Consider the following 14,174-nt stretch of genomic DNA (forward strand, 5'->3'; position numbering starts at 1 on the left):
TCCCCGTCAAGTAGACAGTTCATAAATAGAGTTTCCAGCGGATTGTTGTCTTGCTTCAAGCGGTGTCATATCACCCAGGGCATCGTGAGGCCGCTTCTCGTTGTATTCGATCATCCACCAGTACGTCGCCTCTCGGACATGATCGAGCGATGTGAACAGATACTGGTCCAGCACTTCCTCACGATAGGTCCGATTGAATCGCTCAATGTAAGCGTTCTGGTTCGGCTTTCCTGGCTGTATATACTGAATCGCCATCCCTGCTTCCTTGGCCCATGCGGTGAAGACTTCCCCTAAGAACTCAGGGCCATTATTCGTCCTCAAAACCTGGGGTAAGCCATGCTCTCTTTGAAGCTGCTCAAACACGCGGACAAGGCGCGCGGACGTGATCGAGGTATCAATCTCAATATGAAGCGCTTCACGGTTGAAATCGTCGGTCACGTTGAACGTGCGGTATCGCTTATCCGAATGCAGTGAGTCTGACATAAAATCTGCTGACCAAACCGTATCGGGCAGCTCTGGCACATATAGCTCTACCCGCTGTCGTTTGGGTAAGCGCTTCTTGGCACGTCGTTGTAAGTTCAGATGCATCAGTTTGTATACCCGGTACGTACGCTTGTGATTCCAGGGGTGGCCCTGCCGCCGCAACTGCTTGTGGCACTTCCAGAAGCCGCGACTCGGACGCCCCTCCACCAACCTGGCCAATGCTGCGATGAACTCAGCATCCCGCACCGTCCAGTGTTCAGGAACCTTGTAGTAAGCTGATCTGGAAAGCCCTACACACCGGCAAGATTGGGCGATCGACAGTTTCTGTTCATCGACCAGATAGTCAGCTGCCGCGCGCTTGTCCGCCGGTGTTACAGCTTTTTTGTGATCAACTCCTTCATCGCAGCGTTTTCCAGGGCCAGGTCTGCGTACATTCGCTTTAGCTTGGCATTCTCTGCCTCGACTTCCTTAACCCGTTTTAGTTCGGAGGCCTCCATGCCGCCGTACTTTGATTTCCACGAGTAGTAGGTTGGTGACGAGATGCCATGCTTACGGCAGACATCTTTTACCAGCATTCCGGCATCAGCTTCCTTCAGGATCTGGACGATCTGACTCTCGGTAAACCTTGATTTCTTCATGTGAACCTCCTAGCTATAAAATGCCAGAAAGCTCTACTTTTGTCCTGTCTTCGTGTTGGGGAAGCTTACGGATCCACTGCTGCGCAAGATTCGATACCTCGACAAACTGATTGATGAGCTTGCCAGGGGAAAATCTATGGAAAAGATTTTGCGGTCATGACCTGGCGTAAGAATGAACGTGCCACAAGTCGATCAAATTTTCTCCTGTGGCGTCGAACGCTGCAAAGCTGCGCCGATAATTGAGGAATTATGGCCAATCACTATGCATATTGAAGTATACGATAAAGAAGTAAGTTTAGAACTGATGGATTTATTGCTAACAGCTGACCCTGACAAAAATGCAATTACTTCTTATCTGTCGAATGCAGAAATAGTAGTCTGCAGGGATAACGATCGCTTTGTAAGTGTTGCTGTGCTGGTTGAATCAGCAGGAGTCTTTGAGTTAAAGAATATCGCGGTATTAGAACAGTATCAAGGCCAAGGCATTGCCAAATCAATGATTCGAAAAGTAAAACAACTGGCAAAAAAATCGGGCGCCAGGACACTTGAGGTGGGGACAGGCAACTCAAGCCTTTCTCAACTCGCCCTCTATCAAAAGTGCGGATTTAGAATGCACAGCATTGAAAGAGGCTTCTTTGATTCTTATCCAGAACCAATATTTGAGAATGGCATTCGTTGTATCGACATGGTACGGCTTCGTGCTGATTTGTAACAAGCACAGGCAGCGCGATCCCATAAGAGCCGACACGCTTGCCGAAGGCGAGAACTAACGGAATATAGGTAGGGTCCCTACACAACTGTACGAAGCGTAAACTCTGCGCGTCTCCCCGATTTCCTGACCCAGATCAAGCTCCTAATAAATAGACGGTAATACACCCTGTATTAGAATGCGGATTCTAGAATAATCAGGTCATATAACTGTGAATGAGAAGCTTATTGTAAACAGGAGATAGCAGATGGAATTCGCCAACTTTTTTGTTGTATATGACCCCACCAGTCAGGAGCAGCCTGCACTGGAGCGCGCGGCATTCATTGCCAGTGAAACAGGCGTTAACGTCCATGTTTTTGCCTGCATTTACAAAGACATCCCAAAGACCACGGAGAAGCCTGGCATTGTTCGGTCCATGATCGACGACCAGAAAGCCAGTTTGCAGAAGGAAGCGGCCCCATTGATGGCCAAGGGGCTGAACGTAACAATCGAGGTCGATTGGGATAGGGATTGGTGCGAAGCAATCGTCCGTGCATCCATCAAAAACGGTGCGGACATTGTGCTCAAGTCTTCAACACCGCATACACCCGGTCAGCGGATTATCAACCGCACTTCTGATTGGACCTTGATCCGCGAATGCGCCTGCCCGGTCATGCTGGTGAAAGGTGATGCTGTGCCGGAAAACCCGACGGTGCTGGCCGCTATGGGAGTAAGTGGCGGTAAAGGCACCTACAAACAGCTAAACCAACACATCGTCGAGTTCAGCCGGCGTGTGATGGATAACAACATCGCGGATGTCCACTTTATCAGTGCCCATAGAGACCTTGCATCGGCACCTGATAGAAATGCACTCGTACGAAACTATGGACTTGATCAAAGCAAGGTACACATTCGTATGGGTGAGCCCGATGAAGTAATCGTCGAACAGGCGCGGGAAATGAACGCCAGCCTGGTGGTGATCGGCAACTCCGCGCGCTCGGGCATGTCCGCACTGGTGAATGGAAACACTGTGGAGCGCGTGGTAGATAAGCTCAACTGCGACGTGTTGTCCATGCCCTGATCACACGATAAGTACCTTACAGAAAGGGCTTCACTGATCCCTTTCCGCCGACTGCTCAACAAGGCATTATTGGTCCTCAGAATAATCAGATAATTGCAGAGGCGAAGGCGAGATATGAAATGGGTACTAGCAGTTTGTGTTTTAGCGGTCGCCGCGACGTTCCTGATTGACACTGACTGGGAGGTCAGGCATGAGATTGTCATTGCGGCCGACACCGCTACCGTTTGGTCATTGTTGGCTGATATAGAGCGCTACCCGGAATGGAACCGCTATTCACCTAACGTGACAGGTCGCGTTGCAGTGGGTGAGGTCGTCTGGGTAGAAGCGCACCTGGAGAATGAGGTGCAGCGGGTCAAAAATACTGTACTCTCTGTAAAGCCTGAACAGGAATTATGCTGGCAGTCGGCTGGTTGGTACGGTTATCTGGCGCGCGGTACCCGCTGTCGCCTGTTATCCGAAACAACTAACGGTGATACGCTACTGGTCCATCACGAGGTTATGAGCGGCCCGCTGGCGTGGTTGATCGAATGGCTTTATCGCAAGCGGATAGAAAAAGGCATTAAACTGGTTGATGACTCGGTCGCCGCACGGGCGGAAGCTTTATCTGCTGGCGAACCCTGAATAGATCAAACTGACGTATGGGCAGGATGCGTGCGTGGTGCCAGATTATATGAGTAGATTCAAACTAATAATATTCGATTGCGACGGCGTTCTGGTAGACAGCGAAAGGCTTGCAAATAAAGTGTTTGCTGAGATCCTTAATGAAGAATGCGGATTCTCCTTGACCCTGGATGATATGTTTCAGACATTCGTCGGCCATTCTTCCAGCCAATGTATGCGTATCATTGAGAGAATGCTCGGAAAAACACCTCCGCCTCATTTGGAGGAACGCTATAACGTAGAGATAAACAAGGCGCTATCAACATCAGTCTCCGCAGTTGCTGGCGTGGAAAAAGCGTTGAACACATTATCGGTACCTTTTTGCGTCGCATCGAGCGGGTCACATGAGAAGATGCGTACCACCTTGGGCAAATCTCAATTACTACACTATTTTGAGGACAAGCTTTACAGCTGCTCAGATGTCGATCGTGGCAAGCCGTTTCCCGATGTGTATCTCCATGCTGCAGCAGGCATGGGAGTTTCAGATCCGTCGGCATGTCTGGTTATCGAGGATAGTCCACTGGGGGTACAGGGCGGTGTATCTGCTGGAATGTCAGTGTTCGGATACACTGAATTGATGAGTCGGGAAAAACTCTGTAAGGCCGGGGCTCATCACACGTTCAACGATATGAGAAATCTGGCGAGCGAGATCGCTCGATTCGAACAAATGGCTATATAAGCAACTGGGCAATCAAACGCCGCGAGTGTTAGTCTTGGTGACAAAGAAAATACCACGACAGACTATGGAAGTGACGAAAACCTTAACTCGATAGAAGGAGCGGCTACCATGATCACTCTCGCTGATTTAACCACCTTGCTCGGGTGGACAAGCATTATCAATATCGGCTTTTTTACTTTTGCCGCGCTCATATTGGTTTTCATGCGCGGCACTATATCTTCTCTGCACAGCAAGATGTTTGGGATCCCCGAAAGCGAACTGGCGTCGCTCTACTTCAGGTATCTCGCCAACTACAAAATTCTACTGTTTGTGTTTTCATTGGCACCCTATATCGCCCTCAAATTAATGGGCCAGTAAAAATGTTACGGATAACGAAAACCCGATGGGAATTTGGTGCGAAGCCTAAACTCGTTGACAAGCTTATTGTTCTTTTCATTCTCGGTGCAGTGTTTATCGCCCACTGGAAACTGGCATCAAAATTTGGCGACTGAAGCTAGATAGTCCAAACTATCAGTAGCAGTGGCATCATCTTCTTCAGGCCCCAATCGAGCTCACCACTACCTTGTTCCGGCCCGCTTCTTTCGCGCTGTATAGAGCCCTGTCCGCCAACGCGACAAGGTCCTCTGGTTTGAGTGGTTCAGAGGGAACCGTCTCCGCGACACCACAGCTAAAGGTTAGCCTGTCACTTGCGGGTGACGCCCGGTGTGGAATATTCAGGTCGTATATGGCTTCTCTTACCCGTTCGGCAATCTTCGAGGCACCCTCCAGATTGGTGTCGGGCAACACAATGGCGAACTCTTCACCACCGTAACGCGCCACGGTATCCACCTCCCGGTGCAGAGCATCACTGATACACAGGGCTACCTTGCGCAGCGCATCGTCACCTTCCAGATGACCGTAAGAGTCGTTGTAGAGTTTGAAGTAATCTATGTCGAGCAAAATCAGGGCCAGGTGCGAGGACCGTCGGGCGTGACCGATCCACTCCCTGCCCAACAGTTCATCAAAAGCGCGTCTGTTGGCAATGCCGGTCAAACCGTCAACGCTTACCAGCTTCTCAAGTTGCCTGTTGGCTGCCTCCAGCTCCCGGGTGCGCTGCTCCACCTTGGACTCCAATGTATGTGCATACCCTTCCAGCTTTTGCGATAACGCTTCAACCTGCGAAAACGAATTGGCAAAGCGCTGCGATAGTGAATACGACTGGATGAGAATAAAGCAAAGCATACCCGCTCCAGCAAGAAACACCGGTGTTTTGATCACATCCATCGACATCAACACATCGTGAAAGATGGCGACGGCCAACACCACAAACCCGAACAGGAATGGCCCTGCAATCTCGCGCCCCTGTATCAGATTATGTGTGAATGTATACACACCAAAGCACACACTGCTGAGAAGGTAAATTTGAAACAGGGGCAGGTACTCCGAGAACACCGAAACGGGCGTTGCAACAACGAAAGCGCTGGCGGCCACACCTAGGATGACACAAAGCGGAACAGCCCATCTGGGGCGGTAGTCGGGAATTAGATTGGCGATAAACCCGGCAAACGCCGGCACTCCCAATAGAAACGACAGGTACTCGATCCGCACCAGCATTGAATACGTAATGGATGGCATAAGCTGGAGGATGTAGCGCTCATCCGTCACCATGATTCGCAAAAATACCGCCAGACAAAAGAGGGAGAAATACAGTGGTGACAGGTCCTCGCGGCGTTGCAGATACAGGCCAAAATGGTACAGCGCGATAAAGCCAATACTGCCTGCAAGGAATATTGCGTAGCCCAACGTACGTTCATGCGCATTCTGTATCGCGGATACTTCACCCAGCGTAATCACATCCCATAATCCGCCGCTGCGGTAGTGATAGTTCGACACATGGATAACGATATTGAGCTCTTCTGCACCCTCGGTATGCAGCAGCAGGACACTGCGCGAGTAAGCCGGCTCGGAGCTCTGCGCGTTGGTGCCCACCTCGCCACCGGAATGCAACAGCGCGCCATTCACGTACAGCCTGAACGCTTCGCCAATATCAATTACCTTCAACGCGAGGTGCTGCGTGTTCGGCGGCAGCAATACCCGCAGCTGATAGCTGGCATAACCGTGATTTGGCACCTCCCGTGAACCGCTGAGCGGGTGACTATTCCAGGCACCGGGTACAAGCATCATCTCCGCGCCGGGCTGACCACTGCGCTCCGGCGAGATAAACTCTTCCCAGTAGAACCGCCAATACCCGTCCAGGCGGACCACACCGTCCCGCTCAAAAACCCAGTGGCGAAGGTCTATCTGACCGTCGGCGGCCTCCGGCATTGCTGCGGCAAGCGATTGCGAGCTGATACCGAGGGCCAGATACAGCGCAAGCAGGAGAGCACCAAGCATCCGAATGTGAAGGGGCATTGCAGTCAACGATAACCCCCGCCCTGCTCTATCAAACGAACAGCCTGCACACCCCATCCCTGCACCCGAGCCGCCTCCGCGCGCAAACGCTCCGGTGAGCCCAGCAATTGACGGTTGAAGCCAATGCGTTTGAACCAGTAGTGCAAACCCAGCAGATCAGTGAACCCCATGCCACCGTGCACTTCTGTGGCGGTGCGGGCAACGGTGGTAGCCACTTCGCAGAGGTGTGCCTTGGTATGGCAGGCCAGCAGTATCCGCTCACCCGGGACGGTGTCGTAGGCGTGCGCGGCATACCATAGCAGTGCACGGCAGGGCTCGAGCTCTGCAGCCATCTCAGCGCACATGTGTTTTACCGCCTGAAAGGAGCCGATAAGGCGGTTAAACTGCTGGCGCTCGCCGGCGTAGGACACAGCCTTATCCAGCATGCTTTGGGCGGCGCCCAGCGTATCTGCTGCCAGAGCGACGCGGCCAGCCGCTGTCAGGGGTGCCAGTGCGTCACCTTCCTCCGGAAGCAGTAACTCTGCCGCGACGTCGCGCAGGTTGATTTCCCACAAGCTGCGCGTGTCATCGATACTGCGAAGTGCTATCCATTCGAGCCCCGGCGCATCGCGGTGTACAAGGTAGAGATCACCCTCGCGGCAGCTGCAGATGAGCAATTCGGCATCGGCCGCACCCAGCGCGAACATCAGACGCCCGTTGAGCTTGTCGTTCACCGCAGTGACACCGGCATTCTCGCGGCTGCCAGAGGCCTTGGTGAGGGCTACCGCCACCTGCAGTGATCCCTCTACCAGAGGTGGCAGCCATTTATTCTTCTGTGCATCAGAACCCGCCAGCGTCAGCGCGAGAGGCGCCAAAATGGCGCTGGCGGTGAAACTCACCGGCACAGCAAACTCGCCCAGTAATTCCTGTACCAATATCGCATCCAGCAGCGGCAGGCCCAAACCACCATAGGCCTGCGGCACCAATAGTCCGGTCAGGCCCATTTCTGCCAGGCCCTGCCACAGTCGTGCGTCGTGCGCGGGCCCTGCGGCCACCGCCGCGCGCAGCTGCTCCAGCCCCGCCGCTTGTTGCAAGTAGCGACGCAGGCTCTCCTGCATCGAGCGCTGTTGTTCACTCAATCCGAAATCCATCAGCGCGCGCCCTCGCTAACAGGTGCTTTCGCAAGCCTGGGTTCGCGCGGCATACCCAACCCGCGTTCGGCAATAATATTTTTCTGAATCTGCGCCGTACCACCGCCGATGATCAGGCCCAGGTCGAACATGTACTTGCGCTGCCACGCGCCTTCAGCGCGTAGATATGGGCTGTTGTGATAGAGCAGGCCCAGCTCACCGAGTGCGTCGATCGCCAGAGCCGCCAGCTGGTGGTTCAGTTCACAGCCCTGCAACTTCACAATCAGCCGCGCCATTGCTGGCACCTCGCCGCGCAGTTCACCACTGAGCAGGCGCATACCGTTGTACTGCATCGCCAGCACTTTCGCCTGCAGGCGCACCAGACGGTCGCGCAGCAGCGGGTTGTCCATAAGGCTGAGGCCATCGACGGTTTCCTCGCGCATCAGTGTCACCAACTCACTGAAGCGACGACCGGCCTCATTGGGGTCGCCCAACATACCGCGCTCGAACTTCAGGGTAGTGTTGGCCACCTGCCAACCCTCACCGCGCTTGCCCACAATGCTGCTTCTGGGTACCCGCACATCGGTAAAGAACACCTCGTTGAACTCGGCATTACCTGTCATCGTCTTCAGGGGGCGAACCTCGATACCCGGTGTACTCATCGGAAACAGCAGGTAGCTGATTCCCCGATGCTTCGGCGCATCGGGCTCGGTGCGCACCAGCGCGAACATCATATCCGCGTCGTGCGCAGTGCTTGTCCAGATTTTCTGGCCGTTAATCAGAAAGTCGTCACCATCGTCTACAGCAGAGGTGCGCAGGCTGGCGAGGTCGGAACCGGCGCCGGGCTCCGAATACCCCTGGCACCACAACATTTCACCACGCAGCGTCGGCGCCACATAGCGCGCTTTCTGTTCTGGCGTGCCCAGCTCCAGCAGTGTGGGGACCAGCATCGATATGCCCTGCCCCGCCAGACCGCCAGGCGCACCGGCCCGCGCGAACTCCTCTGCGATGATATGGGATTTGAGCACATCTGCTTCGCCACCATAGCCGCCGTACTCTCGCGGAATACTGCGCGCCGTATAGCCGCGTTCAATAAGCTGCGCCTGCCAGCGCATGGCCTCGGGTGATGCGCGACCCATGGTTCTCGACGGCGGCCACTGCGCCTTTGTCTGCTGCAGAAAATCCCGTACTTCCCCTCGGAACTTTTCATGCTCTGGACTGTACGCGAGATCCATATCTCGTCTCCTTCGAGCTCCTGCACGAGTGCACAGAATGGACGCAGATTCTCCCATTCCTGGCGCGATGCAGATCGTCAAGCAGATTAAAATCGTGGTGGTGGCAAAGCCGTGACAGCAATGTCAGGCTGGCACACAACCGGGCGCAGAAGATAGCACATTATGGCCTCAACCCGGTGCCCAATGTGTAACAACTGCGAACTCTGTCCTCCGGGAAGTCCAAACGACACGAAACTGCACAATTGTGGGGCGTAGTCTGTGCATACTGCGAGCCGGACTTAGCACAATTTGAATCAGGCCATGGCCGCTCAGAGTAGGAGACTAAGCGGTTAGACACAGGGCCTATCGAGTGGCAATTTCAACATGATCGGCCTCCAAACGCGTCGTTCGTTTGAACTGGGCCAAATCCACATGCTAGTCTGCGCGTCTATTGGAGAAGAGCATGCGTCCGCAGTTAGCCTTTGCGTTTATTTTTATCACGGTACTGCTGGACTCCATCGGGTTCGGCATCATCATGCCGGTTGTCCCGCAACTCATCATGGACATTTCCAGCGACACGCTGACTCACGCCGCGCGCACCAGCGGCTTCCTGATGTTCGCGTTCGCCGGCATGCAGTTTATCTCCTCGCCACTGCTGGGCAATCTCTCGGATCGCTTCGGGCGCCGCCCCGTCCTGCTGTATTCGCTGCTGGCGATGGGGCTGAACTACCTGCTGATGGGGTGGGCACCCACATTGTTCTGGCTGTTCGTCGGGCGCATTATCGGCGGAATTTCCGCCTCCACCTACGGTATCGCCAATGCCTACGTCGCCGATACCTTTCCAGCGGAGAAACGCGCCCAGTACTTCGCGCTGCTGGGTGCGGCGTTTGGCACCGGTTTTATCGTCGGCCCCGCCGTCGGCGGCTTCCTCGGGGAGTTCGGCCCCCGCACACCTTTTTACGCGGCGGCAGCACTCGCCTTCATCAATGTCATATACGGCTTTTTTGTCCTGCCCGAATCCCATAAGAAGGAGAATCGCCGGGCGTTTGATCTGTCCCGCGCCAACCCAATGGGCGCATTGCGGCAGCTCATGCAGTATCCGGGTGTACTTGCACTCGTGCTGGTGTACTTCTGCTACCTGCTGGGGCACTTTTCACTGCCGAGTATCTGGGCATTTTTCACCATCGAGAAGTTCGACTGGTCACCGCGAGAGATCGGCTTCTCATTGAGCGCCGTCGGTGTAGCAATGATCTTCGTGCAGGCCTATCTCATCCGCAAGGTATTGCCTGTGCTCGGCCCCAAGAAAACCGCCGTTGTCGGGTTTATTGCAACGGCGCTGAGTTTTTTCGGCTACGCATTTGTACCCTATGGCTGGATGATGTATCCGCTCATCGCCATCGGCGCCCTGCAGGGCTTTGTTGTGCCATCCCTGCAAGGCATTATGTCTGCGCGTATCCCGGCTGACGGACAGGGCGAACTGCAGGGCGCGCTGGGAAGTATGAGTGGACTGGTGGCGATTCTCAGCCCACCGTTTATGACACAGCTGTTTGCCTACTTCAGTACCGATAGCGCGGTCGTGTACTTTCCTGGCGCGCCGTTCTTCGCCTCAGCAGTGTTGACACTACTGGCGATGGTGCTGCTGTTGCGCACCGCTTCCAGCCGCACTACCTGACCTCGCAGTACCGCATTGTGATCTGGCGCGAACTCCCACACGGATGGCGTCCTATCCCATGTGCCGCAGCCGGTGATCCAGTACTATACTGCGTCCTACGCGCACAGACAGGAATCAGGCTATGGCAGACAAGGTATTGCGCATCGGTGGCGCCAGCGGGTTTTGGGGTGACGCCGCCCGGGCCACACCACAGCTGTTGAATTCTCCCGATCTGGATTACATCGTCTACGATTACCTCGCCGAAATCACCATGTCCATCATGGCCAGAGCAAGGGCGAAAGACGAAAGCCGGGGCTACGCTGCCGACTTTGTCAGCGCGGCCATGAAACCGAACCTGGCGTTGATCGCCGAGCGCGGCATCAAAGTGATTTCCAACGCCGGTGGCGTGAATCCCGAAGCCTGCGTGGCGGCCCTGCGAGCGGAGATTGCCAAAGCGGGTCTGTCGCTGAAGGTTGCCTGTGTAACCGGTGACGATCTGCTCGCACGCAAAGACACCTTCCACGCCTCGGGTGTCACAGAAATGTTTACCGGCTCGGCGTTTCCGCCGGCGGAGAAAGTCCTCAGCATCAATGCCTATCTGGGTGCGTTCCCAATCGCCCGCGCACTGGAATTGGGTGCCGACATTGTGGTGACAGGGCGCTGCGTCGACAGCGCAGTAACACTCGGCGCCTGCATCCACGCGTTCGGCTGGGGCCGGGACGATCTCGACCAACTGGCGATGGGCTCTTTGGCAGGGCATATTCTCGAGTGCGGCCCGCAGGCAACAGGCGGCAACTTCACCGACTGGGAACAGGTGCCTGACATCGCAAACATGGGTTATCCCATCGCCGAGATATCTGCCGATGGCAGCTTCCTGTGCACCAAGCCTGCCGATACCGGTGGCCTGGTGAGCACCGGCACCGTCAGCGAGCAGATGCTGTATGAAATTGGCGATCCGCAGGCCTACATGCTGCCCGACGTGGTATGCGATTTTTCCACCGCGAAGATTGAACAGGTCGGCGAAAACCTCGTGCGGGTAACCGGCGCCACTGGCAGGCCAGCGCCCGATACCTACAAGGTCTGCGCAACCTATGCCGATGAGTTTCGCGGCGGTACCTATATGACCTTCTACGGTATCGATGCCGACCGGAAAGCGAGAGCGCTGGGAGAGGCGGTGTTTGAAGCCGCACGGGCGGTATTCACCGCGTTCGGCCTGCCCGATTTCAGCGAGACCAGCATCGAGCTGCTGGGTACGGAAAGCCAGTACGGTGCATTCAGCGAAATCAGCAGCAGCCGTGAAGTGGCGATGAAAATCGCCGCCAAGCACCCGGATGCAATGGGTATCGGCATCCTACTCAAGGAAGCTGTCGGCCTTGGACTGGCCACTCCGCCGGGTTTATCGGGCTTTGCCGGCAGCAGGCCCAGCCCGTCACCGGTCGTGCGGCTATTCTCCTGTACCGTAGCCAAGGAACAGGTACAGGTGCGGATAACACTGGATGACGAAACGGTCACCTGCGATGAAGCCCATGGTGAATCGCTGGATACCGCTGTCATCGCACGTCCGGTGATACCGACGGCCGAGCAGTCCCCGAACATGACAGAAGTGCCTCTGATTGCACTGGCCTGGGGGCGCAGCGGCGACAAAGGCAACAAGGCGAATATAGGGGTTATCGCGCGCAAGCCTGAGTACCTACCTTATATTGTTGCGGCAGTCACAGAAGCCGCTGTCAGCGAGCGCTTTGCCCACTTTCTGGCCGATACCTCACTAGGTAGTGTGGAGCGCTTTATCCTGCCCGGTGCACACGCGATCAATTTCCTGTTGCACGATGTACTCGGCGGCGGTGGCGTTGCCAGCATACGCAACGACCCCCAGGGCAAGGGCTATGCGCAACTTTTGCTTTCATGCCCGATTCCGATACCGGAGACACTTGCGGCGACAATAACGGAGACCGTGCAATGACGGTGTTTAACTCAAAGATCAATATCAACTCCGAGGGCTTTGCCAAAAACCGGCGGGAGATGCTGGAACTCGTCGACCAGCTGCAGGCGCTGAACGCCCGCGGTGCAATGATCTCGGAAAAACGCAAACCGCGATTTGAGGCGCGAGGACAACTGACGCCGCGCGAACGCCTTGCGCGCCTGCTGGACCCGGGTATGCCGTTCCTGACGGTGGCCAATCTGGCTGGCTACCTGGTGGACAACCCCGACCCGGAAAAATCGATTCCCGGCTCCACCATTATCTCCGGTATCGGCTTTATCAGCGGTGTGCGTTGCATGGTGGTCGTGGACGACAGCGGCATTATGGCCGGTACGCTCACTACCGCAGGCGGTTACCGTGTACGCCGCTGCGAAGAGATCGCACTGGAACAGAAACTACCCTTTGTCCATCTGGTGGAAAGCGCCGGCGGCGACCTCATCAACTACACCGTTGAACAGTTCTCCGAGGGCGGCATGTTGTTTGGCAATCTCGCCAAACTGAGCAAGGCGGGGATTCCGGTGATCTCCATACTGCACGGCTCCTCCACGGCGGGCGGCGCGTATATGCCGGGCCTCAGTGATTATGTGATAGCCGTTAAGAACAACGGCCGCGCATTTCTGGCCGGACCACCACTGCTCAAGGCCGCTACCGGCGAGATCGCCACTGAGGAAGAGCTTGGCGGTGCGGAAATGCACGCGTCCGTCTCCGGCCTGGCGGAATACCTGGCCGAGAACGATGGGCAGGCGGTGCAGATGTGCCGTGAACTGATGCATCGGCTGCAATGGAACAAGGATTGCGCCACACCCCAGCGACGCAGTTTTCGCGAACCGCTGTACGACGCGGATGAACTGGCGGGCATTATCCCATGCGATTACCGCAACCCCTACGATATGCGCGAGCTGGTTGCGCGCGTGGTGGACGGCTCGGACTTCATGGATTTCAAACCGCGTTACGGCGCCTCCACCGTCTGCCTGCAGGCCGACATTTTTGGTCTGCCCTGCGGCATTCTCGGCAACAACGGCCCAATCGACCCGGAAGGTGCCACCAAGGCAACACAGTTTCTGCAGCTGTGCGATCAAGCCAATATTCCCGTGCTGTTCCTGCAGAACACCACCGGTTATATCGTGGGCACCAAATCCGAACGCGCCGGCATGATCAAACACGGCTCGAAAATGATTCAGGCCGTGCGCAATCTGGAAGTACCGCGTATCACGATGATGACCGGCGCCAGCTTCGGTGCGGGCAACTACGGCATGTGCGGCCGGCACTTTGAACCGGACTTTCTGTACACCTTTCCCAATGCCCGCACCGGTGTCATGGGTGGCGAGCAGGCCGCGAAGACCATGTCTGAAGTGGCGCGCGGCAAAGCTGCCGCATTGGGACAGGAGCCGGACGAGGAGGCCCTCGCCCAACAGGAGGCCTTTTTGGCCAATATCTTCGACAGCCAGTCCAGCGCCTTCTATACCTCGGGCCACATGCTCGATGACGGCATGATAGACCCACGCGATTCACGCAAAACACTGGGCTTCCTACTGGAAACCGTCTGGGAAACCCGGCACCGCACTGTGCGGCCAAACAGCTTCGGCATCGCGAGAATGTAGG

The 14,174-nt window shown here is 55.7% G+C and carries 13 protein-coding genes; 9 read left to right on the forward strand and 4 right to left on the reverse strand.

From position 1 onward, the window contains the following. Positions 1-6 precede the first annotated feature (6 nt). Positions 7-1,121, reverse strand: a protein-coding gene (locus AC0L6S_RS15490) for an IS3 family transposase (protein WP_473425009.1) whose coding sequence is annotated in 2 segments (ribosomal slippage) — positions 7-869 and positions 869-1,121 — 1,116 coding nt in all. Because the reading frame shifts where the segments join, the coding sequence is not laid out codon by codon here. Positions 1,122-1,173: 52 nt separating this feature from the next. Between AC0L6S_RS15490 and AC0L6S_RS15495 the strand changes: the two genes are divergently transcribed. The 6 genes from AC0L6S_RS15495 to AC0L6S_RS15520 all read left to right on the forward strand — a co-directional run bounded on the left by AC0L6S_RS15495 (position 1,174) and on the right by AC0L6S_RS15520 (position 4,586). Then, entirely contained in the window at positions 1,174-1,281 is a 108-nt protein-coding gene (locus AC0L6S_RS15495) for a DUF2200 family protein (RefSeq protein ID WP_473425010.1), read from the forward strand. 12 nt (positions 1,282-1,293) lie between these two features. After that, on the forward strand, positions 1,294-1,833 hold the full coding sequence (locus AC0L6S_RS15500) for a GNAT family N-acetyltransferase (protein WP_473425011.1): 540 nt from the start codon (positions 1,294-1,296) through the stop codon (positions 1,831-1,833). 244 nt (positions 1,834-2,077) lie between these two features. Beyond that, positions 2,078-2,890 (forward strand): universal stress protein, encoded by an 813-nt coding sequence (locus AC0L6S_RS15505; protein ID WP_473425012.1) that lies wholly within the window; start codon positions 2,078-2,080, stop codon positions 2,888-2,890. 114 nt (positions 2,891-3,004) lie between these two features. Then, a complete protein-coding gene (locus tag AC0L6S_RS15510) occupies positions 3,005-3,511 on the forward strand; it encodes an SRPBCC family protein (protein ID WP_473425013.1) in 507 nt (168 codons plus the stop codon). A gap of 49 nt (positions 3,512-3,560) precedes the next feature. Beyond that, entirely contained in the window at positions 3,561-4,229 is a 669-nt protein-coding gene (locus AC0L6S_RS15515) for an HAD family hydrolase (RefSeq protein WP_473425014.1), read from the forward strand. 108 nt (positions 4,230-4,337) lie between these two features. After that, positions 4,338-4,586 carry a DUF6868 family protein gene (locus tag AC0L6S_RS15520; protein ID WP_473425015.1) on the forward strand — a complete coding sequence of 83 codons (249 nt, stop codon included), beginning with the start codon at positions 4,338-4,340 and terminating at the stop codon, positions 4,584-4,586. A gap of 177 nt (positions 4,587-4,763) precedes the next feature. Here the strand turns inward: AC0L6S_RS15520 and AC0L6S_RS15525 are convergent, their stop codons facing one another. From AC0L6S_RS15525 to AC0L6S_RS15535, 3 genes are read right to left on the reverse strand one after another with little or no spacing between them, the layout of a single operon-like run. Beyond that, a complete protein-coding gene (locus AC0L6S_RS15525; RefSeq protein WP_473425016.1) occupies positions 4,764-6,620 on the reverse strand; it encodes a GGDEF domain-containing protein in 1,857 nt (618 codons plus the stop codon). 5 nt (positions 6,621-6,625) lie between these two features. Then, a complete protein-coding gene (locus AC0L6S_RS15530; protein WP_473425017.1) occupies positions 6,626-7,750 on the reverse strand; it encodes an acyl-CoA dehydrogenase family protein in 1,125 nt (374 codons plus the stop codon). After that, complete coding sequence (locus tag AC0L6S_RS15535; RefSeq protein ID WP_473425018.1) at positions 7,750-8,964, reverse strand: acyl-CoA dehydrogenase family protein; 1,215 nt, start codon at positions 8,962-8,964, stop codon at positions 7,750-7,752. Before AC0L6S_RS15535 ends, AC0L6S_RS15530 begins: the two co-directional genes overlap by 1 nt. Before the next feature lie 442 nt (positions 8,965-9,406). On the opposite strand from AC0L6S_RS15535, the gene AC0L6S_RS15540 reads away from it, so the two are divergent. The 3 genes from AC0L6S_RS15540 (at position 9,407) to AC0L6S_RS15550 (ending at position 14,173) form a co-directional block, all read left to right on the forward strand. After that, positions 9,407-10,615 (forward strand): TCR/Tet family MFS transporter, encoded by a 1,209-nt coding sequence (locus AC0L6S_RS15540; protein ID WP_473425019.1) that lies wholly within the window; start codon positions 9,407-9,409, stop codon positions 10,613-10,615. Between the two features lie 121 nt (positions 10,616-10,736). Continuing rightward, complete coding sequence (locus tag AC0L6S_RS15545; protein WP_473425020.1) at positions 10,737-12,554, forward strand: acyclic terpene utilization AtuA family protein; 1,818 nt, start codon at positions 10,737-10,739, stop codon at positions 12,552-12,554. After that, positions 12,551-14,173 carry an acyl-CoA carboxylase subunit beta gene (locus tag AC0L6S_RS15550; RefSeq protein ID WP_473425021.1) on the forward strand — a complete coding sequence of 541 codons (1,623 nt, stop codon included), beginning with the start codon at positions 12,551-12,553 and terminating at the stop codon, positions 14,171-14,173. Before AC0L6S_RS15545 ends, AC0L6S_RS15550 begins: the two co-directional genes overlap by 4 nt. Position 14,174: the final 1 nt, after the last annotated feature.

Source organism: Halioglobus sp. D3-4, assembly GCF_055809315.1.